Origin of the sequence: Pseudomonas wadenswilerensis (assembly GCF_024749185.1) — a bacterium.
Classification (GTDB): domain Bacteria; phylum Pseudomonadota; class Gammaproteobacteria; order Pseudomonadales; family Pseudomonadaceae; genus Aquipseudomonas; species Aquipseudomonas wadenswilerensis.
Genome location: NZ_CP087191.1, coordinates 3,093,740 through 3,113,695 on the forward strand (window position 1 = coordinate 3,093,740; position 19,956 = coordinate 3,113,695).

Sequence of the window (19,956 nt, forward strand, 5' to 3'; positions counted from 1 at the left end):
CCGTGATTTGCTAACGCCATTCGTTTGGGTGCCCCTTGAGGGTGAAACTGGGAAACCGGTGCGTCATACACTTCTTTATTTGGTGTACGACAAGTCCGGTGCTGCCCCCGCAACGGTAAGTGAGAAAAGCGTCAGAACCACTGTGCCCGCTGCCTGGCATGGGAAGGTGACGCCTGTGGTGTGGCCAGCTGCCAACCCTCACCAGCCCGGAGACCGGCCCGACGCTTGACCGAACAAACCCGCGGTGGGCGGGCGCTGTTACACCCCCTGGGCGATCCTCGCGCAGGGGTTGGCTGCGCTTGCCTGTTGCCGACAACACCAAGAGGAAAGCGCCATGCGTACCAGTACCGCCAGTAATGAAGCCGTTACCCCTTCAAGCCTCAGCCAGCGCCTGCTGGTTGCTGTCGGCGCCTCGCTGCTGGGCCTGTGCCTGGTCTACTTCGCCGGTTTCTCGCACATCGAAGCGGTGCATAACGCCGCCCACGATACCCGCCACAGCGCCGCCTTCCCTTGCCACTGAGTGCTGCCCCGATGATCAAGCGTATCGCCAGTACTGCAGGCTTTACCGGCCTGCTGGCCGCCCTGCTGCTGACCCTGCTGCAAAGCTTCTGGGTCGCGCCGCTGATTCTCCAGGCGGAAACCTATGAAAGCGCCGCGCCTGCGGTCGAGGCGCCCCATGAACATGCGGCCGGTACCGCCGAGCATCATCACGACAGCGAAGCCTGGTCGCCGGAAGACGGCTGGCAGCGGGTGCTGTCGACCACCGGCGGCAACCTGGTGGTGGCGGTCGGTTTCGCCCTGATCCTCGCCGCGCTCTACACCCTGCGCGCACCGAAGACCGTGATCAGCGGCGCGCTCTGGGGCCTGGGCGGCTTTGCCGTGTTCTGCCTGGCGCCGACCCTGGGCCTGCCCCCGGAGCTGCCGGGTACTGCTGCCGCCGACCTGGCCCAGCGCCAAGCCTGGTGGGTCGGCACGGCTGCCGCCACCGCCGTCGGTCTGGCCTTGATCGCATTCGCCCACAACTGGCTGCTGAAGATAGTCGGTGCAGTGTTGCTGGTGGTGCCTCACGTGATTGGCGCGCCGCAGCCTGAAGTCCACCAGATGCTCGCCCCAGAAGCCCTGGAAGCCGAGTTCAAGGTCGCTTCGCTGCTGACCAACGCCGCGTTCTGGCTGGCCCTGGGCCTGATCAGTGCCTGGCTGTATCGCCGTTCGAGCCAGGCCTGAACGGATGCAGCTGTACCTCGGCCTGGGTTGCCGTCGCGGCTGCCCGGCCGACGCCCTGAGCGACCTGCTCACGCGTACCCTGCTCGCCCATGACCTGCCGCCCGGCGCGGTCATGGGCCTAGCCAGCATCGACCTCAAGCACGACGAACCCGGCCTGCATGAACTGGCCCGGTGCCTGGGCGTGCCGCTGCTGTTCTTCAGTGCGGCGCAACTGGCTGTTTTCGAACAACGCCTGAGCCATCGTTCTGCGGTGGCTTACCGGCACAGTGGCTGTTATGGCGTGGCCGAGAGCGCCGCCCTGGCCCTGGCCGAGCAACTTGGCGGCCCGGCCCGCCTACTGGTACCCCGCACCCTGCAGGCCGACGCCAGCCTGGCATTGGCCTGCACCAGCGGTTTTCGCTGATAATCTGCACTTTCCCCGCAAGGACTCCCCATGACCGTCTATTTCATCGGCGCCGGCCCCGGCGATCCGGAGCTGATCACCGTCAAGGGCCAGCGCCTGATCCAGCGCTGCCCGGTGATCATCTACGCCGGCTCCCTGGTCCCGGCCGCAGTGCTGGAAGGTCACCGCGCCGAGACCCTGATCAACAGCGCCGAACTGCACCTGGCGCAGATCATCGAGGCGATCAAGCGCGCCCATGATCAGGGCCATGATGTGGCCCGGGTGCACAGCGGCGACCCCAGCCTGTATGGCGCCATCGGCGAGCAGATCCGCTACCTGCGCGAGCTGGGCATTCCCTACGAGATCGTCCCCGGCGTCACCGCCGTTGCAGCCAGCGCCGCCCTGCTCGGCTGCGAGCTGACCTTGCCGGACATCGCCCAGAGCGTGATCCTCACTCGCTACGCCGACAAATCACCGATGCCCGCTGGAGAACAACTGACCGATCTTGCCCGCCACCAGACCACCCTGGCCGTGCACCTGGGGGTCAAGCACCTGGCAAAAATCGTCGAAGAACTGCGCCCGCACTATGGCGCTGACTGCCCGATTGCCGTGGTGCACCGGGCGACCTGGCCGGATCAGGACTGGGTGCTGGGGACCCTGGAGACGATTGTCGAGCTGGCCGCGGCCAAGGATTTTCGCCGTACCGCGCTGATTCTGGTGGGCCGGGTGCTGGGTAACGACACCTTCTCGGAGTCGGCGCTGTACCGCGCCGGGCATGCCCACCTGTACCGGCCCTGAGCGTATACACTGACGATTCCGATCCGCCTGCGAGGACCTGACCATGCTCGAACTGCGCCCGAACTGTGAATGCTGTGGCACTGATCTACCCGGCGAGAGCCCGGACGCGTTGATCTGCTCGTTTGAATGTACCTTTTGCCGCGACTGCAATGAGCGTCAGCTCAAGGGCCAGTGTCCCAATTGCGGCGGTGAGCTGGTCAAGCGCCCGGCGCGCTCGGTGGCCAAGCTGGTCAACAACCCGGCGTCGACCCAGCGGATCGTCAAGGAACAGGGCTGCCCGAGCCATTGAGGTAAACCTGACTGGCAAGGCTTTGCCTTGCATCGCCGGCAAGGCCGGCTCCCACGATTGATCTGTGTACGCTGCCGAACCTGTGGGAGCTGGCTTGCCAGCGATGGGTTTCGTCAAGGAACAGGGCTGCCCGAGCCATTGAGGTAAACCCGACTGGCAACGCTTTGCCTTGCATCGCCGGCAAGGCCGGCTCCCACAATTGATCTGTGTACGCCGCCGAACCTGTGGGAGCTGGCTTGCCAGCGATGGGTTTCGTCAAGGAACAGGGCTGCCCGAGCCATTGAGGCAAACCTGACTGGCAAGGCTTTGCCTTGCATCGCCGGCAAGGCCGGCTCCCACAATTGATCTGTGTACGCTGCCGAACCTGTGGGAGCTGGCTTGCCAGCGATGGGTTTCGTCAAGGAACAGGGCTGCCCCACCCATTGAGGTAAACCTGACTGGCAAGGCTTTGCCTTGCATCGCCGGCAAGGCCGGCTCCCACAATTGATCTGTGTACGCCGCCAAACCTGTGGGAGCTGGCTTGCCAGCGATGGGTTTCGTCAAGGAACAGGGCTGCCCCACCCATTGAGGTAAACCTGACTGGCAAGGCTTTGCCTTGCATCGCCGGCAAGGCCGGCTCCCACAATTGATCTGTGTACGCCGCCGAACCTGTGGGAGCTGGCTTGAACTGGCCTAATGATTTTGGACACCTTCGTCGGGCGCTATTATGGCGCCCAATTGGAGGCAAAATCAGTGCGAAAATCTTACTCGAACGAATTCAAAATCAAAGCTGCCGAGATGGTGCTGGACGATGGTGAGTCAGTCCCTGATGTCTGCGAGAGCCTTGGCCTAGGGCGGACCGCGCTTCGTCGCTGGGTCGAGCAACTGCGCCAGGAACGAGAAGGTCAAACACCAGTCGGCGCCAAGGCCATCACTCCAGAGCAGCAGCGAATCCAGGAGCTGGAAGCGCTAGTCCGGCAAAAGGACCGGGATATCGAAATCCTAAAAAAGGCCAGTGCTCTCCTGCTTCGGGACTCCAAGGATCGTTCTCGCTGATCAACGAACTGAGTGAGCAATTTGGTGTTTTCGACTGCTGTCGCGTCCTTGGAGTTCGGCGCAGCAGTTTCTACGCATGGCGAAAACGCCAAGGACGAAAGGATCCGGTCAGAGAGGATCTGCGTTCAACGATGGTCAGCCTTTTCAAGGCCTCTCGTAGCTCTGCTGGGTCGCGAACGCTGGTTCGGGAATTGCGTCGTGCTGGCCATAAAGCCGGGCGATACAAGGTACGTATGCTGATGAAGGAAGCCGGTCTGCAATGCAAGCAACGCAGGCCGCATCGTTACCGATCATCGGGCACAGAAGCATTGATCGCGAGTAACCAGCTCAAGCGAAACTTCAACGTCTCGACGGTCAACCAGGTGTGGTGCGGCGATGTCACCTACATCCAGGTAGGCAAGCGTTGGCTGTACTTGGCGGCTGTGATCGACTTGTATGCTCGCCGAGTGGTGGGCTGGGCTTTCTCAATGATCGCCGATGCCCGGCTTGCCTGCGAGGCGCTACGAATGGCGGCCGAATCTAGAGGTAGACCGGCTGGAGTGATGTTCCACTCGGATCAGGGTTGTCAGTACACCAGCCATAAATTCAGGGCTGCTCTTGAGGAGTACGGTCTGGAACAGAGCATGAGTCACCGAGGCCAGTGCTGGGATAACGCCGTCATGGAGCGCTTCTTCGGTGCATTGAAGTCTGAGTGGATGCCAGCAGAGGGTTACGAAACCGAAGCGCAAGCACAGTTAGACATCCAGGCTTATCTGATGCGTTACAACCTTAAGCGTCTCCACAGCTACAACGGCTATGAAACCCCGGTAGCCATGGAGAAAAAGCTCAAGGTTGCGGCATGAACCTAAACCGGTGTCCAAAATCTGTTGACCAGTTCAGCTTGCCAGCGATGGGTTTCGTCAAGGAACAGGGCTGCCCGAGCCATTGAGGTAAACCTGACTGGCAAGGCTTTGCCTTGCATCGCCGGCAAGGCCGGCTCCCACAATTGATCTGTGTACGCCGCCGAACCTGTGGGAGCTGGCTTGCCAGCGATGGGTTTCATGGGCTCTGGTACTGGCTCAGGTATTTATCCAGCACCGCCTTGTCCCCCGCACCATCCCCGGCCACCTGCCACAAGCGCCGTTCAATGCCCTGGGCCAGCAAGTGCCCGACCGCCGCCTCGATCGCCGACAGCACGCAGAGCTGCGCGGGCTCGTTGGTGGTGTAGCCGACCTCGGCTTCCAGCAGCTTCTTGAACTCGATGAACTTGAACACCCCGGCGCTGCGCCCGACCGAGTAGATGGTCTTGCTGGTCATGACGTTGGCCAGCACCTGGCCGCTGCGCACATCCACCGCCCGCAGGTTGACCGAGACCTGGTCGACCCGGTACTCACGCGACAGGTCGATGCCCAGGTAACGCGCGCCCTCACCGCCGCTGCGCACGTTGGTGTCGTAGGCGATGATACCGCCTTCGAGCATCAGGTTGGCTGCCTGCAGGGGCGGCAGTTCACCCAGGATATTCACCGGCGTATCGGGCTTTTTCTGCGAGGCGCGAATGATCTTGCGTTCGGTCAGCAGGTTCTGCAGCCCTTCGCGTTCGAGCACCACGAACCAGCCGCTGGCCTGCAGGGCATCCATCAGCATGCTCGCCGCCCCCTGGGTGACGCTGGTGGAAAACGAACTGGCCGGGGTCGGCTTGTATTGCCCGGTCTGGTCGCGAAAGCCATACACCACTGCCATCAGCCGGCCCTTGGGCCGCGGCATGTTGAGCAGGTCGTAGTAGGTCGAGGCCCGCGGCGTCAGGGTCGGGCTTTCGCTGTCCTGTTCGGCCGGCATCGGTTCGCGCAGGCTGCAGCCTTGCAAGGCGGCCAGGATCAGCAGTGTGCTCAGAAATCGTTTCATGGCTGTTTCTCCCCGTTGTCCTGTGCCCTTCAAGGGTTCAGGCCGTTGACCTGAATTTCCGAAATCTCACCGGTCACCCGATCGGTCACCTGAATGCTCAGGGCCCCGGAGTCGTCGATGACGTTGATGATGAAGGCGTCGGTCTGCAGGCTGCCGGTGTTGCCGTTGTTGATGTTGGTCAGCAGCTGCGACAGCAGGCGCGACTCCAGCTGGCTGGTGAAGCGCTCCAGCGCCGAGGTGCTGGCGAACGCCGAGGCGCGGTCCTTGATGGCCGGGTCTTCATGATCGTTCTGCGCCTGGGCGTTGTTGAGCAGCCAGGTGCCGTTCAGCGGGTTGCCGCCAAACGCCGGGTTGACCGGGGTGTAGACCAGTTCGGTGGCACTGGCCTGGCTGGCGAGGGCCGCCAGCAATACCAGGGAGGCCAGGCTGCAGGTTTTGTTGTTGTTCATAACTCATCCCTCTCCAGATCAGTGGTGTCCTGCAGCAGCATCTGCAGCTTGCGCTGGATAATCTGCGCCTTGACCAGGTCCGCAGCCTCATAGGCGGCGTCCTTGAGCTCAGTTGTGTTGGGTGGCAGAAAACGCCGGTACACCACCCGTTGCTCGTACTCGACCGTCACCAGGCTGCCCCAGCGCGGATCGGGCCGTTCGCGTACCACCAGGTTGAAATCCAGGCGGCTGGTGGCACGCAGCCGCTCGGCGAAGCTGTAATAGAAGTCGTGGCCGATGTGCGAAATGGTGTTGTCGACGATAAAGCCCATCATCTCGTCCTCGGCGCCGCCCCTGGCGCTGCCGGCCAGCAGCACCAGGGCCAGGGCCAAGGCACTCAGGCGGCGGTTCATTGCCCGGCTCCCTGGGCCAGGCCCTTGCGTGCGCCGGCGGCGGTCTCGGCAAAGGCCTTCTCGGCAACGAACTGCCAGTCGCTGTAGTGCTCCAGGCCCTCGAACTCCGACCACTGGGCGGCAAAGCCGGTTTGCTTGAGCGGCATGGCCTGTGAGCGGCTGTAGACGCCGGTGATGCGCCCGTCGATCGAACGCAGCAGGCCCCAGTCGTCGCTGACGGTGATCGGGTCCAGGTACAGCCTGCGCAAGTGCCGCTTGGGCTCGGGATAGCGGGCATCTTCCAGCAGTTCCTCAAGGCTCTGCGGGTACTGGGCCAGGCCCGGGGAACTGCGAAAGTAGCTGCGCAGGGCCTGGGCATACTGGCCGCCGACCCATAGCAGCTCGCGTTCGCGCTCGCGCTGGGCGACGGTCGACCACAGCGTGCCGGTGGCCGCCAGGGCCATGCCGGTGACGGCGATCAGCAGCAGCACGCCCAGGTAGGTGAAGCCTGCCTGCCCGGCATTACCACTCGGCATAAAGGCTGCCATCACGGGCCCTCCCGGTTGAACCGCTCTTGATGTCGGCGACGGAACCGGCAACGCCTTCGGGCGGCGCCACCACCTGCCAGAGGTCGCGGCGTTCGGTGATCGGGTCCAGCGGTGCGCTGCGCAGGTAGCGTTGCTCCACCAACTGTTCAAGCGACTCGGGGTAGCGGCCGGAGTCGCCGTAGTAGTGGTCCAGCGCCTCGCGCATCACCGCCAGGCTCTGGCGCAGGGTGGTCTCGCGCGAGGTTTCGAGGCTGTTGAAGTAGCGCGGCATGGCGATGGTCATCAGGGTGGCGATGATCGCCATCACCACCAGCAACTCGATCAAGGTAAAGCCCTGGCTGCGTTTCATCATGCTCACCACTGCCCGTAGGCGATGCCGTTGAGGCCCTTGCCACGGGCCCTGGAATACACGTCGAAAACATCCTGGCCGTCGCGCGGGTTCTGCGCCGAGCTGTCGTAGGCGCGTAGCCCCCAGCCGCCCTGCTCATCGTCCTTGCGCGCTGCTACCAGCGGGTCCTGGGGAATCCGGCGCAGGAAGTAGAACTTCGCACCTTTGGCGCTACGCACATCGCGCACGCCATCGACCAGTACCTGCAGGTTCGGCGGATAGCCGCTGGCATCGAGGGATTTCTCGATGTAGCCGGCGTCGAAGGCACGCTTGTAGGCATCGATGGCATCGCGCAGCTGGTACAGCGCAGTGCGCAGCGCCTGCTCCTTGTTGCGCCGCACCAGAGTCTCGGTCAGCGGCGCGGCAATCGAGGCCAGCAACCCGAGCAGCGCCAGGGTCAGCATCACTTCGATCAGGCTGAAACCTGCCATCGGCCGTTTCATGATTCAGGGCCTCACCGCGCCAGGTACCGCCACCAGCGTCTGTTCGTCCTCCACCTCGACGCTGCGGTTGAGGTTGCGGATCTGCATGCTGGTTTCGGTACCGGTGGCAAATTCCATGTCCGACGGGCTCTGGTACGGCAGGTTGCGGATGATTCGCGGGGTGATCGACAGCACCAGCTCCGACTGGCTGTTGTCGCTGCGGTTGCTGCCGAACAGCCGGCCCAGGCCGGGAATGTCGCCAAGGCCGGGGATCTTGTTGCCGCTGGCGCCCTGGTCGTTACGCACCAGGCCCGCCAGTACCTGGGTTTCGCCGTCGTGCAGGCGCAGGCTGGTCTGGGCGTTGCGGGTGTCGACCTGGACCGGGATGGTGCCCTGGCGGGTCGGCTCCAGCGGCTTGGCGTTGCTGACTTCCAGGGCCACCTTGATCGCCACTTCGTTGTTCAGGTGCACCACCGGGGTCACTTCGAGCTTGAGGCCGACATCCAGGTAGGTGACGCTTTCGGTGATCACCGGGCCCTGGGTCGAGGGCACCGAGGTGGCACTGATGATCGGTACCCGCTGGCCGATGTGGATGCGCGCCTGCTCGCGGTTGCTGACGCGGATCACCGGGCTTGCCAGGGTGTTGATGTCGTTGTCCTGGGCGTTGATCTTGGCTTGCGGTGCCGGCGCGATGCTGATGCGCGAGGAGTTGATGCCGCGCAGTTGGTCGAGAATGCCCACCGGGTTGCCGTCGGCGTTGAGCAAGCCGAAGGTGTTGGGCCATTGCAGGCCGAGCTCGAGGATCCGCGAGCGGGCCACTTCCATCACCTGCACTTCCAGCACCACTTCCGGGTTGGACTGATCCTGGGACTGCAACAGTTTCTCGGCCATGCGCACGGCATCGGGGGTGTCGCGCATGGTCAGGGTATTGAGACGCTCGTCGACGAATACGTCGCGGGTCTTGAGCATGGTCTTGACCAGGTTCAGTGCAGTGTTGGAATCGATGCTGGTCAGGTAGAAGGTACGCATCACCAGTTCCTGGTAATCCTTGGTCTTCTGTGGCGAGTCCGGGTAGATCAGCAGGGTGTTGTCGTTCACCACCTTCTGGTGCAACTGGTTCTGCTCCAGCAGCAGGGCCACGGCGTCTTCGATACGCACGTCACGGACGAAGATGGTTGCCTTCATGTCCGGGCGCAGGTCCTTGTCGAAGATGAAGTTCAGCCCCGCCACCTGCGACAGCACCTCGAAGATGGTCTTCAGGTTGGCGTCGCGAAATTCCAGGGTCACCGGCCGTTCGAGCTTGCTGCGCAGTTGCGGGTTGGGCTGGGCGGTGCGGCTTTGCACCAGCTCGATGTCCTTGCGCAGGGCCAGGCCGCCTTCGTTCTGCGGGTCGAGCAGCAGCACTTCGCGCATGTGCCGCTCGGCGCCGAACAGGTCGCCGCCACGCAGCGCCGCCTGGCCCAGGGCGATGCGCTCGCCAAGGTTGCGCATCTGTTCGATCTGGCGTACCGCATCCAGGGCCCGGCGGTTGTTCGGCTCCAGCGTCAGCACCCGGCCGTAGCCGCTGCGCGCACCGCCGAAATCATGGCGGCTGCGGTCGCTGTCGGCCTGGGTCAGCAGCGCTTCGATTGCCTGGCGCCGGCCCTGGATCAGGGCGATGTTCAGCTCGGTGTCGCGCGGGTGTTGCTTGAGCGCTTCTTCGAGCTGAGCGATCCCGGCCTCATATTGCCCTTCACCGATCAGGGCCTGGGCGTCCTTGCGCACACCGGCGGTGCCGCAACCGGCCAGGGCGACACACAGGGCAAGCATCAGGTACGGCGCTTTGTGGCTGAGCCTTGGCAAATTCATGGTGCGCTCCCTACAGACAAAGTCTGGGACAGGTGCAACGGCAGGTAGACCAGGCTCAGCTCCGTGGCGGAGATCTGCTCGATCCGGTAGGTGTCATCGATCACGTCGCCGCGACGCACGACGTAGAGTTTTTCGCCGCTTTGCAGGAACACCTGCTGATCGTCGCGATCATCCAGGCGGCCAACGAACTGGAATGGCAGGGCTGGCACGGCAGGCGCCAAGGCCACCGGGGCCATGGCGACGGGTTGCTCGGTGACCGTGGTCATCTGCACCGCCAGCTTCCAGCTTTTGCTCGGGAACAGGTCGCGAGGCTTGAGGGCTGCGGGTTTGGCGTCTTTCTGCGCCAGCGCTGTCTCGGTTGCTACGGCCTTGCTGGTAACGACAACACCTGCCTCGCCGTCTTCAGCCGCCTCTTCGAAGAAGTACCCTGGCCCCCAGGCCAGCACCGCGGCGGTGCCGAGAAAAACCAGCCAGGCCAGGCTGCGTTGAGTGTTCATCATGACCTCGACAGGTAAAGGGTCATACGCAGGCGCCCGGTCAATTCGCGGTCGCCGATCTTCTTGCGTTGCAGGTCGATGTCTTCCAGCACCAGCGCCGGCAGCTGGCCGAGCATGGCATGCACGTAGCGGCGGATCTGCGGGTAGCTGCCGCGCACCGGCAGGAGGATCTGGTAACGCGCCAGCTGGGTCTTGGGGTCGACACCCAGGGCGTACTCGCCGCGGGCCAGGGTGATCTGCTCGGCCTTGGCCAGGGCGTAGATGCGGTCGATGGCCACGGTGGCCTGGGGCTGGGCCGGCAGCTGCTTGTGGAAATCTTCCAGCTCGTGCTGTGGCACCTGCGGCAGCTTTCGCGTGCCCTGCTTGAACTGCGCGACCTGCGCCAGGGCCTGATCGCGTTGTTGCTCCAGCTGTTGCAGCTGTTGCCATTGCGCCAGCAGCACGGTGACGCCGTACAGCAGCGCCAGGGCCAGCAGCCCGGCACCGGCCAGGCCGACTACACCGAGCTGGCGGGCGCGTTCATGCAGGATCAGGCTAGGGATGCGCATTGCCGTTCTCCCAGGTGGCCGACAGGTTGAACTGCACCGGATGCTCGGCCTGCTTGGCGATGATTTCGTGGTTGAGCAGCGACACATCGCGCAGCTCGGCACTGGCTTCCAGGCGCTTGTGGAAGGCCAGCATGGCTTCCAGGTCGCGGGCCTCGGCGCTGATGCGCAGCTGGCCCTTGCGCGCGTCGGGGGTCAGGGTGAGCAAGGCGATGTCGTCTTGCGGCAGCCCTTCAAGCATGCCGAACAGCCGCTCCCAAGGCCGTTGCAGTTGCTGCGAGACGCTACGCATCTGCGCCAGTTTCTCGGCCTGCTCGCGGCTTTGCGCGGCATTGAGCGGTTGTCCGGCCTGCGGACGTTTACCCAGTTGGCGGTCGAGCTGTTCGAGGTGCTGCTCAAGGTCGGCCTGTTGTTGATCGAGGCCGTGCTGCAGTAGCACGGCGCCGAGCAGCAGGCTCAGCCCACAAGCCAACAGCACCCAGGCGTGCAGGCCGGTGCGGGCGGGCTGCAAATCCAGCATCAGGCGGCGCATCTCAGGCCACCGCCCGGGACATGCTGCACAGCACGTCGCGTACCGCTAACGGGGTGGGCGCCAGCTCGCACAGCTGCACACCCTGCAGCGCTGGCGGTTGTTCCAGGCGACCGGGCGCATGCAGGTACACCGGCAACTGCCCGTGGCCCTGGTGCAGCTCGGCCTGGCGGGCAATCAAGGCGTGCAGGGCCTGGTCGCTGTCAGCACAGCCCTGGGCGCTGACCTGTTGCCAGGCGCCGTTCTGTGCCAGCAGGCAGACACTGCGTTGCGGCTCGGCCAGGACGAAGAGAAAGTCGCCCTGCCCCAGTTGCTCGGCAAAGTGGTTATAGGCCGCCATCAGGTAAGGCCTTGCCGAGCGCAGGCGCAGCCCCAGGCTGCGGCACAGGGCATCGAGCTGATCGAGCAAGCCTTGCGGCGTAGCGCTGGCGATGCGCGGGCAACCGGCGGCTTCGGGCGAGACGACGATGCGCCAGCCTTCCAGGCTCTGCCCGTAATGCGCCTCGAAACAGGCGCGGGCGTACTGCTGCAGTTCGTCCGGACGGCTGATGGCGGCGCTCCAGGGCACCAGGCAGAAGCGGCTGTACTGGGCCGAGAGCAACACTTGCAACTGTGCGCCTTTGCACGGTTGTTCAGCCAGCAGGTGCTGCAGCGACTCCAGGGCAACCGCCCAGACCTGGCTGCGTTCGGCGCTAAAGTCCAGGCTGCCGAGCCACTGTTGCCGGGTGCCCTGGCGTTGGCCCAAACCCACACCCTGGGCGCCGAGCACGGCGATAAAGCGATCAGGCGATAAAAGTGACACGATTGATCTCCTCCAGGGTGGTCCGGCCATCACGCACCAGTTCCAGCGCCGAGCTGCGCAGCAGGCGCAGGCCGCGTTGACAGGCCAGGGTCTTGATCTGGGCCAGGGGCTTGCGCTCGACGATCATCTGGCGCAGGTCGTCGTCCAGGTGCAGCAGCTCGGCAATCGCCGTGCGCCCGCGGTAACCGCTGCCCCGGCACTGGCCGCAGCCGCTGCCGTGAACGAAGCGGTAATGGCCGACCTGGCCGGGCTCCAGGCCCGAGGCGCCGAGTTCGTCATCCGTGGGTTGCTGAGGGGCGGCGCAGTGCGGGCAGACCAGGCGAATCAGGCGCTGGGCCAGCACCGCGTTGAGCGCCGAGACGAAGCTGTAGGGGTCGACCTGCATCTGGCTGAAGCGGCCGATCACATCGAAGACGTTGTTGGCATGAATGGTGGTGAACACCAGGTGCCCGGTGAGCGCCGACTGCACGGCGATCTGCGCGGTGTCCGGGTCGCGGATCTCACCGACCATGATCTTGTCCGGGTCGTGACGCAGGATCGAGCGCAGCCCGCGGGCGAAGGTCAGGCCCTTCTTCTCGTTGACCGGGATCTGCAGCACCCCCGGCAACTGGTATTCGACCGGGTCTTCGATGGTGATGATCTTGTCCACGCCATGGTTGATCTCGCTGATCATGGCGTAGAGGGTGGTGGTCTTGCCGCTGCCGGTGGGGCCGGTGACCAGGATCATGCCGTAGGGTTCGCTGGCCAGGCGGCGCAGGCTGCGTAGGGTCTGCTCTTCAAAGCCCAGGGCCTGCAGTTGCACGCCGCTGACGCGGTCGGCCAGGTCCTGTTTGTCGAGCACCCGCAGCACCGCGTCTTCACCGAAGATGCTCGGCATGATCGAGACCCGGAAGTCGATCTGCCGGGCGCTGATGCCGATCTTGAAGCGGCCGTCCTGGGGCACGCGTTTTTCGCCGATGTCCAGCTCGGCCATGACCTTGATCCGCGAGATCACCTGGTCGGCGAACTCACTGCCGCTGACCTTGCTGATGCTGTTGAGCACGCCATCGATGCGGTACTTGATCACCAGGCCGCTGCCGGTCACGCCCAGGTGGATGTCACTGGCGTGCATCTTCAGGGCATCGTACAGGGTCGAGTTGACCAGCTTGACCACCCGGCTCTGGTCTTCGCTGATGCTGGCCAACGACAGGCTCTGCAGGCTGTCGAGCTCGTTGACCGTTTCGTTTTCGGTGTCCAGTGAATCGACGGCGTGAAAGCTTTCTTCGTGGCGGGCGAGAAAGCCCTTGAGTTCGGCGGCTTGCACCAGGTACAGCGGCGCACCTTGCAGGCACTCGTCGATCCAGGCCAGGCGGGCGTTGTCGAAGGGGTCGGCGAACACTCCGAGGGTCAAGCCGGCATGTTGCAGGAGGATGAATTCGCGTTTCAGGCACTGCGCCAGGCTGACCCGTTCGAACAAGGGCATGGCGGCAAACAGCGACGGGCCATCGAGCACCGGGTAATGCAGGGTGGCGCCCAGGCACTGGACGAAATCGGCAGGTTCAAGACCGCTGAGTGCTTGCAGGGTATCGAGCAGGCGCTCGCCGCTGAGTTCGGCACTGGCCCTGGCCTGGGCCAGCAACGCGCGGCCAAGGGGCGCCGGGGTGCTGGCAACAACGGAAGGAACGAGCGACAACGGTTCCATGGCTTGCTCTCCAACGCGGGGCGCGGAGAGCCTGGTTCAGCCCTGCTCGCGCGTCATTCCCCGGTGAGCAGCTGGTCGTCGTCGGGCCCCGGCGGCCGCGCGCCATTACGTCGGCGATCGGCCAGGACCCAGCTACCGTCGAACAGCTGCAGGGGGAAACTCTCACTCCTGCTTTGGCGTCGTTCGACGAACCCTGTGTCCGTGTCGGCTACGCGTCGGTTTTCTCGCTTGATGCCCATCAGGTCGAGGACTGCGCGGGCCAGTTCCGCCAGGGGAAACGGCTTGAACAGGATATGACTGACACCCAGTTGGCCGGCCCGCTCACGGACCTCGGCGGTCGGGTGGGCGGTGATCAGCACGAAATGACAGTCCCTGCGTTTGCGCACAGCGTCCAGAACCTGAAAACCCTCCATATCGGGCAAGCGATAATCCAGCACGATCACGTCAGGGGTGGTGCGCTCGGCCAGGCCGATGGCACTTGCTCCGTCGTGGGCAACATGGACGTTCAGGCCTTGGGCTTCCAGGTACGCCTGGATATTGCCGGCAAGGGTCTGTTCGTCATCGACTACCAATACTGTGTTCACCAAGGTCCACTCCCTGAAGCATTGCTGGCCCGGTTTCCCGACCCGGCAGAAGTGCGGCCTTGTAGAGGCTTACGCATGCTTCGTGCCAGGCGTGATACCGCGCAAATCGCTGTGCTATGTCGTTGATTCTGTAAGCATAGACGCAAACGGGCGCTAGCCCCTTCCCCAATCCCGGGGGGTAGATGGCGTTTTGCCCCTTGGCCTGCCCCAACATTGGGGGGGCGGCCTGGCGCTCAGTCGATACGCTGCAGTTGGCCGCTGTCGCGCAGGCGTTGCAACAACGCCTGACGCGCCTGCGCCTGCAGCTGATCGATAAGAAGGGTTTTAGCCAGTGCAAGTCCCTGCTCGCGTTGGACAGGGCCTTGCTGGCTTTGGTTCTGCGCGCCGGCAAAGGTTTTGCCATTGGCCGCATAGAAGGCCAGGACCTGAGCCTGGCTGGGCTCTGGCACGCGGCTGGCGGCAAAGAACACCTGCTGCGCCGCCAGCTCCTGACGGGTATAGGCGGCAAAGCTCTGTACATCGAAGCCGGCTTCGGCCAGGCGCCGTTCGAACACTTCATTTGAGCCGAAGGCCTGGCGCAGGTGGCCGATACGCGCCTGGACTTCGTCATTGCTGACCGTCACGCCCTGGCGCTGGGCTTCCTGCCACAGCAGCTCGCGGTCGATCAGGTCGTTCAGCGCCTGTTCGCGCAGGCGTTTGTACACGCTGGGGTTGCGGATGCTGGTCAGCGCCCTGCCCTGGTCCTGCAGGTATTCGGCAAAATAGCGCTCCAGGCGCAACTGGCTGATTTCCACGCCGTTGACCCGCGCCGCGGGCGGAGCGTCTGCGGCGTGCAGCGAAAGGGCCAACAGGCACAGCAGCAACGGCATCAGGCGGTTCATGGCGACCTCGTCTCAAGCACACTCTGGTAGGCGGCGACCGGGTAGAACACCGGGCCGGGCATTTCAACCGTTACCACATGGGCCCCGTTAAGGCCCTGGCGCCGGCCCGGGCCAAAGCCCAGGGCCGGGGTCAGGCCGGTCTGCACGTCGTGCAGGCCTTCCAAAGCCAGGGTGAGTTTCTCGCGGCTGGCATCGCGCCCGGCGCGCTTGAGCGCTTCTTCCAGCAGTTGCATGGCGCACCAGGTGCTGACCTGCAACAAGCCCTGGCGGCCATCCAGGCCCTGGCGCTGGCGCATGGCGGTGAGCGCCGCGCGGCCTTGCGCTGTCCAGTCGCCGGGAATAAACGGATAGGCGAGAAACACGCGCCGCGACCAGGCTGGCGGCACCAGCAGCAGCTCACTGGCGACCTGGTTTGAAGACGCGAACAGGTAAGGCGTGCGCCCCGCCTGTTGCAGGGCTTCGGTCAACCGGCTGAAGCCCGAAGCCTTGCCCAGGTAAAACAGCGCCTGCGCCGCCGGTGCCTGCTGCTCGAATGGCTCGGCGCTGACGTTGCGCCAGCCACGCTCAAGCAATGCCTGACGCAGGTTGGCCGCCAGGGCGGCAAAACTTGCGTCGGCATATACGATGTTGACCTCGGCCCCCTGCAACGACAGGCTGCCCTGGGCGTAGTCGGCCAGGCTCAGCAGTTGTTCGCGCAAACCGGGCAACGGGTCGAACACCTGGCGGCTGCTGGCCAACTGCGGCGCTGCGCCGATCAAGGGCAGGCGCGCCTGTTCCAGGCGGGAGACCAGCGTGGCCTCCAGCCCCGGCGCCATGGGCGCGATCAAAGCAAACACCCGCTCCTGCCCGATCAGTTGCCCCAGCGCCTGCTCGGCACTGGCCTGATCGGGGCCGGGATCGAGGTTGATCAACTGCAAGGCGCGACCATGAATACCGCCCTGGCGGTTGATCTGGGCGATGCGGTCATTCAATACCGCCGCCACCACCCGCGCCGGCTCCGCCAGGGCGCCGCGGGTCGGCAGCAAGGTGCCCAGGCGCAGGGTCTGCTCCTCAAGCCCCGGGTCGCGGTCATCGGCCAGGCGCTTGAGGTAGGCGCTGAGGTTGCGCTGGTCGGCCATGCTCAGGACGAAGCGCGGCATCGCCGGGTCGAGGCGGTTACCGGCAGGGTCGCGGCCCTCCTGGATGGCCCGGGCAAGGCTGGCCTGGGAATAGGCCGGATAGCTGCGCCCGTTGGCCTGCCGCGCGCCCTGCCCGCCGGCCAGGCGCTGCCAGTTCAGCGACGGCGGGCGTACCCCGCCCTCGGCCCGGCCGAGGCCATCGTTGCCGTGACAACTGGCACAGGGCACGACACTGGCCGGCACCCGCATGTCGGCGGCGCCGACCCGTGCCGAGACCTGGGCATCGCTGCTCGACAGGCCTTCGCGGTACAGGCGCTTGCCGGCCTGCTCCTGCGGGTTGAGAGCGAGGGCGCTGGCCAGCGGGCTGACCAGCAGCACGCTCAACAGCAGGCCGATGCGCAGGCGCGCGGACATGACTCAGCGCCCCGCCAAAGGTTGCGACAGCAACTGCAGGCGCTGGGCGATGGCTGGCGCCGGCGCGTCAGGGCGGATCTTGCTCCAGCGCTTGTTGGCCACGTCGCCGGCAATCAACTGGGTCGAGTGCTGCTCGGGGCTGGGAATCAGGTGGCCCAGGCGTGCCAGCACCCGATCCATCTGCGCTTTGTCGCCGGTGAGGAACAGCCAGTTGGGGCCATCTACTCCCTGTTTTTCGGCGAAGGCCTTGAGCACCGCCGGGGTGTCGTTCTGCGGGTCGCTGCTCAACGAAATGAACGTGACCTTGCTGGCCGCCTCCTCGCCCAGGGCTTCGCGCACTTCACGCAACTTGCGGGTGATCAGCGGGCAGGCATCGTTGCAGTGGGTGAAGATCACATTGAGCAGCACCACCCGGTCTTTCAGGACATCTTCGTAGAAGCGCAGGCTGCGGCCGTTCTGGTCCTGCAGCACGGTGTCGGTGAAGTAGCTGCGGGCGTCGCGGGTACCGCCCTCGGTGGTTACCGGGGTGGCGCTCGGGGTCGGCGAAGCGTGGCCTTCATGGGCCAGGGCCACGGAGCTGAGGATCCACAGGCACAGCGCCAGGGCCAACCAGTCGGTGCTGCGCATGCCACGGCTGGCGGCGCTCATGGTTGCACCTCCTGGGCAATGGCGGTGTGCTTGGCATGCACCCGGCGAGCGCTGAGGCGGTCGATCTCGCTGATCAGCAGTTGCGGGTCGGTGAAGCCGTAGAAACGGGTCCAGTGGCCGCTGTGGCCATCGCCGACGAGGATCAACGGCGGGTGCTGGCCCAGGTCGGCACTGAAGCTGCCCAGGCCCTTGAGGGTTTCGTTGATCGCATACGGGGTGCCGGTCAGCCAGCTCCAGCCCGGCCCGTTCTGGAAGGTCTGTGCGTAGCCGAGCAAGCGTTTGGGATCATCGCGCTGCGGGTCAACGCTGATCGACACCAGTTGCACCTCGGTGCCGACCCGGCCACCCAGCTGCTTCTGCACCTTGGCCATGATCGACGAGACCACCGGGCACACCGTGGTGCAGCTGGTGTAGATAAAGCCCATGACCACCAGGTGATCGGCTACCAGGTCCTGTTCCAGGCGCACCGGCATGCCGTTCTGATCAAGCAGCGAGACATCGGCAAAGCGCACCGAGGTCTTTTCCTGATGGGCGGCGGGCGCCCCGTGGGCACTGTGGTCGACACCGTTATGGGCCTGGGCGAGGCCGCAGCTGGCGGCGAGCAGGCAGAGGCTGAACAGTCTGCAGCGATCGAGCAGTTTCATTGCACACTCCTTGGTCCGGCGTCGGATGCTTGCTGTGCGCCAGCGGGCAGTACCCGCAAGCTGGTGTAGTTGTTCTCGGCAAAGCGCTTGCCCAGCGAGGGCGCCTGCACATGCAGGTACCAGGCGCCCGCTTCCAGTTGCTCCAGGGGCGCCTCGTAGATGCCCTCGCCCACTTCCCTGACCACGCTGGTGCGGGCCCGCGAGGTGGGTGCGAGGAAGTAGCGCAGGCTCAGGTCCTTGATTCCGGTACGCGGCGTGCCGTTGCCCTCGCTGATGCGAAAGCGCGCGACAACGGGCCGGCCCTGGTCCACCACCGAGGCGCCGATGAGGAATTCCACCTGCGGCGTCTGCCGGTGCGGTGCGCTGCTGGAGGCCGCCACTTCAGTGCTGAAGCAGTGGATGATCTGTGGCTGGTTGAGCAGGAAGGCGACATCGAAGGTACCGGCGGCCGGCAGCTTGACCGTCGAGCTGTACACCCCCGGCGCCACCTCGCGCAGGCTGCGGTCGATGACCAGCGCGGCGCGGGCGCTGTGGCCACGGTTGGCGTAGCCGGACATCGGCGCGTTCATGCCTTCGGCGTAGAAGTAGGTGGTGTTGTCCACCGGGTTGACCACGAACACCGAGTTCTCGTCACGGGCCACGGTCAGGCCCTGGGCCAGCGGCAGGTCACCGGCCTGGCGTGGCGCCGCAGGCCCGGCTTCAAAGCCCTGGACAATCGGCTGGCGGCCTTCGCCCAGGCTGCCGAGGTTGATCATGCTGACCTTGGGCGACGCCAGGCCACGGATGTAGGCGTAGGCCTGGGTGAAAGTCAGCTGGTAGGGTTCGGCGGCCACCGGCAGGCTGTGGATCAACCGGTCGGTACTGGCGTCGATGACCATGGCCTGGCTTTCCAGGGTGTTGAGGACGATGCCGAAGCGCCCGTCATTGCTGAAGCGCATCGGCCCCAGGCCCTGCTGGCCTGCGATCAGGTGACGCTGGGTGTGGCTGCGGGCATCGATGACGCTGATGCTGCCGTCACGCCCATCGGCCACATACACCGCCTGGGACAGCGGCGAATAAGCCACCGACAAGGGGTGCGAGCCCACCTTGAGGGTTTTCACCAGGCGCATCTCGCTGGCGTCGATCACGCTCAGGGTGGCGCTGTCGCGGTTGCTGACAAAGGCGTAGCGCGAGTCGGCGCTGAAGGCGATTTCATGGTGGCCGGCGCCCGTGGCGAAAAACTTCAAGGTCGTGCGGCTGGGCACATCGATGACCGTCACCCCGCTGTTCTCAGGATCGCTGGCGTTGTTGCCGACCCACAGCAGGCGCTGGTCGGGCTGCATGGCCAGGCGCAGCGGTTGCTTGCCGGCCGGCAGGTTGGCGACGCGCTGGAAGGTCTCGGTGTCGATCAGCGCCACTTCACCGCGCTCGGGGATAGACACGTAGACCTGCTTGTCATCCTTGCTCGCCACCCAGTCCATCGGCGTGCCTGGCAGCTCGATGCGCGCCAGGGTGCTGGTGACGCCGCCCACCGACACCGACGGGTCGATCACGGTGAGGCTGGCATCCTTGTTCAGCACCAGCAGGAAGTAGCTGTTGAGGTCCAGCAACGGCCGCGCGCCGATGCTGCTTTTGAGGAACAGCGCCACCCGTGCCTTGCAGCTGTTGCTGCGGTCCTTGGCGGCATCCCCGGTCAGCGCCGGGTCCAACCAGGCGCCGGGGGAAAGCCCCGACAATGGCTGACCGCTGTTCTGCTCGGTGATGGTGAAGCGCACATTGGCGAAGCTGCCTTCGGTCAGCGTCCCGCCCGAGCCCAACGGCCGCGCCTCGAACTCGACGGTGACACCGTCGCGGCTGAGGCTATGCAAGCCCTGCGGGTCACTCTCGGCCAGCTCGCTGCGCGGGTCGCACCACAGGCTTTCGTAACTCACCCCCAGGCCCATCAGGGTCAGGCCCGCCAGCAGGCCCAGGTACAGCGGTCGATTCTTCTTGGTCATGA

General features: G+C 64.9%; 24 protein-coding genes and 1 riboswitch. Of the genes, 6 read left to right on the top strand and 18 right to left on the bottom strand.

Annotation, left to right across the window (positions count from 1 at the left end; all coding sequences use genetic code 11):
- Positions 1-8 precede the first annotated feature (8 nt).
- Positions 9-236, top strand: a riboswitch (cobalamin riboswitch).
- A 98-nt stretch (positions 237-334) separates the two neighbouring features.
- From LOY45_RS14140 to LOY45_RS14165, 6 genes are all read left to right on the top strand, one after another.
- Positions 335-520 (top strand): CbtB domain-containing protein, encoded by a 186-nt coding sequence (locus LOY45_RS14140; protein ID WP_115086775.1) that lies wholly within the window; start codon positions 335-337, stop codon positions 518-520.
- Positions 521-531: 11 nt separating this feature from the next.
- Positions 532-1,224: a CbtA family protein gene (locus tag LOY45_RS14145; RefSeq protein WP_258577860.1), complete on the top strand. Its 693-nt coding sequence runs from the start codon at positions 532-534 to the stop codon at positions 1,222-1,224.
- Between the two features lie 4 nt (positions 1,225-1,228).
- A complete protein-coding gene (locus LOY45_RS14150; RefSeq protein WP_258577861.1) occupies positions 1,229-1,627 on the top strand; it encodes a cobalamin biosynthesis protein in 399 nt (132 codons plus the stop codon).
- A gap of 30 nt (positions 1,628-1,657) precedes the next feature.
- Positions 1,658-2,404 (top strand): precorrin-4 C(11)-methyltransferase, encoded by a 747-nt coding sequence (cobM, locus tag LOY45_RS14155; RefSeq protein ID WP_258577862.1) that lies wholly within the window; start codon positions 1,658-1,660, stop codon positions 2,402-2,404.
- A gap of 43 nt (positions 2,405-2,447) precedes the next feature.
- Positions 2,448-2,693: a DUF1272 domain-containing protein gene (locus LOY45_RS14160; RefSeq protein WP_258577863.1), complete on the top strand. Its 246-nt coding sequence runs from the start codon at positions 2,448-2,450 to the stop codon at positions 2,691-2,693.
- A gap of 675 nt (positions 2,694-3,368) precedes the next feature.
- Positions 3,369-4,570, top strand: a protein-coding gene (locus LOY45_RS14165) for an IS3 family transposase (RefSeq protein WP_233674886.1) whose coding sequence is annotated in 2 segments (ribosomal slippage) — positions 3,369-3,675 and positions 3,675-4,570 — 1,203 coding nt in all. Because the reading frame shifts where the segments join, the coding sequence is not laid out codon by codon here.
- Positions 4,571-4,766: 196 nt separating this feature from the next.
- Here the strand turns inward: LOY45_RS14165 and LOY45_RS14170 are convergent.
- The 18 genes from LOY45_RS14170 to LOY45_RS14255 all read right to left on the bottom strand — a co-directional run bounded on the left by LOY45_RS14170 (position 4,767) and on the right by LOY45_RS14255 (position 19,954).
- Positions 4,767-5,609: a CsgG/HfaB family protein gene (locus LOY45_RS14170; protein ID WP_115086780.1), complete on the bottom strand. Its 843-nt coding sequence runs from the start codon at positions 5,607-5,609 to the stop codon at positions 4,767-4,769.
- Positions 5,610-5,638: 29 nt separating this feature from the next.
- Positions 5,639-6,058 (bottom strand): curli assembly protein CsgF, encoded by a 420-nt coding sequence (locus tag LOY45_RS14175; protein ID WP_115086781.1) that lies wholly within the window; start codon positions 6,056-6,058, stop codon positions 5,639-5,641.
- Positions 6,055-6,450, bottom strand: coding sequence for a curli production assembly/transport protein CsgE (gene csgE / locus LOY45_RS14180; protein WP_115086782.1), 396 nt, complete (start codon positions 6,448-6,450; stop codon positions 6,055-6,057). Before csgE ends, LOY45_RS14175 begins: the two co-directional genes overlap by 4 nt.
- Complete coding sequence (locus LOY45_RS14185; protein ID WP_115086783.1) at positions 6,447-6,977, bottom strand: type II secretion system protein; 531 nt, start codon at positions 6,975-6,977, stop codon at positions 6,447-6,449. The genes csgE and LOY45_RS14185 overlap by 4 nt, the downstream gene beginning before the upstream one ends.
- Positions 6,952-7,326: a type II secretion system protein gene (locus LOY45_RS14190; protein ID WP_115087115.1), complete on the bottom strand. Its 375-nt coding sequence runs from the start codon at positions 7,324-7,326 to the stop codon at positions 6,952-6,954. The genes LOY45_RS14185 and LOY45_RS14190 overlap by 26 nt, the downstream gene beginning before the upstream one ends.
- Before the next feature lie 5 nt (positions 7,327-7,331).
- A complete protein-coding gene (locus tag LOY45_RS14195) occupies positions 7,332-7,808 on the bottom strand; it encodes a prepilin-type N-terminal cleavage/methylation domain-containing protein (protein ID WP_115086784.1) in 477 nt (158 codons plus the stop codon).
- A 3-nt stretch (positions 7,809-7,811) separates the two neighbouring features.
- A complete protein-coding gene (locus LOY45_RS14200) occupies positions 7,812-9,635 on the bottom strand; it encodes a secretin N-terminal domain-containing protein (RefSeq protein WP_134065031.1) in 1,824 nt (607 codons plus the stop codon).
- Complete coding sequence (locus LOY45_RS14205) at positions 9,632-10,132, bottom strand: hypothetical protein (protein ID WP_258577865.1); 501 nt, start codon at positions 10,130-10,132, stop codon at positions 9,632-9,634. The genes LOY45_RS14200 and LOY45_RS14205 overlap by 4 nt, the downstream gene beginning before the upstream one ends.
- Complete coding sequence (gene pilO, locus LOY45_RS14210) at positions 10,132-10,680, bottom strand: type 4a pilus biogenesis protein PilO (protein WP_258577866.1); 549 nt, start codon at positions 10,678-10,680, stop codon at positions 10,132-10,134. Before pilO ends, LOY45_RS14205 begins: the two co-directional genes overlap by 1 nt.
- The gene (locus tag LOY45_RS14215) at positions 10,667-11,209 is read right to left on the bottom strand and encodes a pilus assembly protein (RefSeq protein WP_258577867.1); all 543 of its coding nucleotides are present in this window, start codon (positions 11,207-11,209) and stop codon (positions 10,667-10,669) included. The genes pilO and LOY45_RS14215 overlap by 14 nt, the downstream gene beginning before the upstream one ends.
- A 1-nt stretch (position 11,210) precedes the next feature.
- On the bottom strand, positions 11,211-12,038 hold the full coding sequence (locus tag LOY45_RS14220) for a hypothetical protein (RefSeq protein WP_258577868.1): 828 nt from the start codon (positions 12,036-12,038) through the stop codon (positions 11,211-11,213).
- Positions 11,989-13,689 (bottom strand): GspE/PulE family protein, encoded by a 1,701-nt coding sequence (locus LOY45_RS14225; RefSeq protein WP_258577869.1) that lies wholly within the window; start codon positions 13,687-13,689, stop codon positions 11,989-11,991. Before LOY45_RS14225 ends, LOY45_RS14220 begins: the two co-directional genes overlap by 50 nt.
- 53 nt (positions 13,690-13,742) lie before the next feature.
- Entirely contained in the window at positions 13,743-14,276 is a 534-nt protein-coding gene (locus tag LOY45_RS14230) for a response regulator (RefSeq protein ID WP_115086791.1), read from the bottom strand.
- Between the two features lie 230 nt (positions 14,277-14,506).
- Entirely contained in the window at positions 14,507-15,154 is a 648-nt protein-coding gene (locus tag LOY45_RS14235) for a SurA N-terminal domain-containing protein (RefSeq protein WP_258577870.1), read from the bottom strand.
- Complete coding sequence (locus LOY45_RS14240) at positions 15,151-16,686, bottom strand: cytochrome c/ABC transporter substrate-binding protein (RefSeq protein WP_258577871.1); 1,536 nt, start codon at positions 16,684-16,686, stop codon at positions 15,151-15,153. Before LOY45_RS14240 ends, LOY45_RS14235 begins: the two co-directional genes overlap by 4 nt.
- A gap of 3 nt (positions 16,687-16,689) precedes the next feature.
- Positions 16,690-17,334, bottom strand: coding sequence for an SCO family protein (locus LOY45_RS14245; protein WP_415842496.1), 645 nt, complete (start codon positions 17,332-17,334; stop codon positions 16,690-16,692).
- Positions 17,331-17,978: an SCO family protein gene (locus LOY45_RS14250; RefSeq protein WP_134065043.1), complete on the bottom strand. Its 648-nt coding sequence runs from the start codon at positions 17,976-17,978 to the stop codon at positions 17,331-17,333. Before LOY45_RS14250 ends, LOY45_RS14245 begins: the two co-directional genes overlap by 4 nt.
- Positions 17,975-19,954 (bottom strand): cytochrome D1 domain-containing protein, encoded by a 1,980-nt coding sequence (locus LOY45_RS14255; protein WP_258577872.1) that lies wholly within the window; start codon positions 19,952-19,954, stop codon positions 17,975-17,977. The genes LOY45_RS14250 and LOY45_RS14255 overlap by 4 nt, the downstream gene beginning before the upstream one ends.
- Positions 19,955-19,956 lie beyond the last annotated feature (2 nt).

Bases quoted from the DNA above. Each gene is read 5' to 3' on its own strand.
- LOY45_RS14140 (WP_115086775.1), top strand. From the start codon at position 335: ATGCGTACCAGTACCGCCAGTAATGAAGCCGTTACCCCTTCAAGCCTC.
- LOY45_RS14145 (WP_258577860.1), top strand. From the start codon at position 532: ATGATCAAGCGTATCGCCAGTACTGCAGGCTTTACCGGCCTGCTGGCC.
- LOY45_RS14150 (WP_258577861.1), top strand. From the start codon at position 1,229: ATGCAGCTGTACCTCGGCCTGGGTTGCCGTCGCGGCTGCCCGGCCGAC.
- cobM (WP_258577862.1), top strand. From the start codon at position 1,658: ATGACCGTCTATTTCATCGGCGCCGGCCCCGGCGATCCGGAGCTGATC.
- LOY45_RS14160 (WP_258577863.1), top strand. From the start codon at position 2,448: ATGCTCGAACTGCGCCCGAACTGTGAATGCTGTGGCACTGATCTACCC.
- LOY45_RS14170 (WP_115086780.1), bottom strand. From the start codon at position 5,609: ATGAAACGATTTCTGAGCACACTGCTGATCCTGGCCGCCTTGCAAGGC.
- LOY45_RS14175 (WP_115086781.1), bottom strand. From the start codon at position 6,058: ATGAACAACAACAAAACCTGCAGCCTGGCCTCCCTGGTATTGCTGGCG.
- csgE (WP_115086782.1), bottom strand. From the start codon at position 6,450: ATGAACCGCCGCCTGAGTGCCTTGGCCCTGGCCCTGGTGCTGCTGGCC.
- LOY45_RS14185 (WP_115086783.1), bottom strand. From the start codon at position 6,977: ATGGCAGCCTTTATGCCGAGTGGTAATGCCGGGCAGGCAGGCTTCACC.
- LOY45_RS14190 (WP_115087115.1), bottom strand. From the start codon at position 7,326: ATGAAACGCAGCCAGGGCTTTACCTTGATCGAGTTGCTGGTGGTGATG.
- LOY45_RS14195 (WP_115086784.1), bottom strand. From the start codon at position 7,808: ATGAAACGGCCGATGGCAGGTTTCAGCCTGATCGAAGTGATGCTGACC.
- LOY45_RS14200 (WP_134065031.1), bottom strand. From the start codon at position 9,635: ATGAATTTGCCAAGGCTCAGCCACAAAGCGCCGTACCTGATGCTTGCC.
- LOY45_RS14205 (WP_258577865.1), bottom strand. From the start codon at position 10,132: ATGAACACTCAACGCAGCCTGGCCTGGCTGGTTTTTCTCGGCACCGCC.
- pilO (WP_258577866.1), bottom strand. From the start codon at position 10,680: ATGCGCATCCCTAGCCTGATCCTGCATGAACGCGCCCGCCAGCTCGGT.
- LOY45_RS14215 (WP_258577867.1), bottom strand. From the start codon at position 11,209: ATGCGCCGCCTGATGCTGGATTTGCAGCCCGCCCGCACCGGCCTGCAC.
- LOY45_RS14220 (WP_258577868.1), bottom strand. From the start codon at position 12,038: ATGGCCGGACCACCCTGGAGGAGATCAATCGTGTCACTTTTATCGCCT.
- LOY45_RS14225 (WP_258577869.1), bottom strand. From the start codon at position 13,689: ATGGAACCGTTGTCGCTCGTTCCTTCCGTTGTTGCCAGCACCCCGGCG.
- LOY45_RS14235 (WP_258577870.1), bottom strand. From the start codon at position 15,154: ATGAACCGCCTGATGCCGTTGCTGCTGTGCCTGTTGGCCCTTTCGCTG.
- LOY45_RS14240 (WP_258577871.1), bottom strand. From the start codon at position 16,686: ATGTCCGCGCGCCTGCGCATCGGCCTGCTGTTGAGCGTGCTGCTGGTC.
- LOY45_RS14245 (WP_415842496.1), bottom strand. From the start codon at position 17,334: ATGAGCGCCGCCAGCCGTGGCATGCGCAGCACCGACTGGTTGGCCCTG.
- LOY45_RS14250 (WP_134065043.1), bottom strand. From the start codon at position 17,978: ATGAAACTGCTCGATCGCTGCAGACTGTTCAGCCTCTGCCTGCTCGCC.
- LOY45_RS14255 (WP_258577872.1), bottom strand. From the start codon at position 19,954: ATGACCAAGAAGAATCGACCGCTGTACCTGGGCCTGCTGGCGGGCCTG.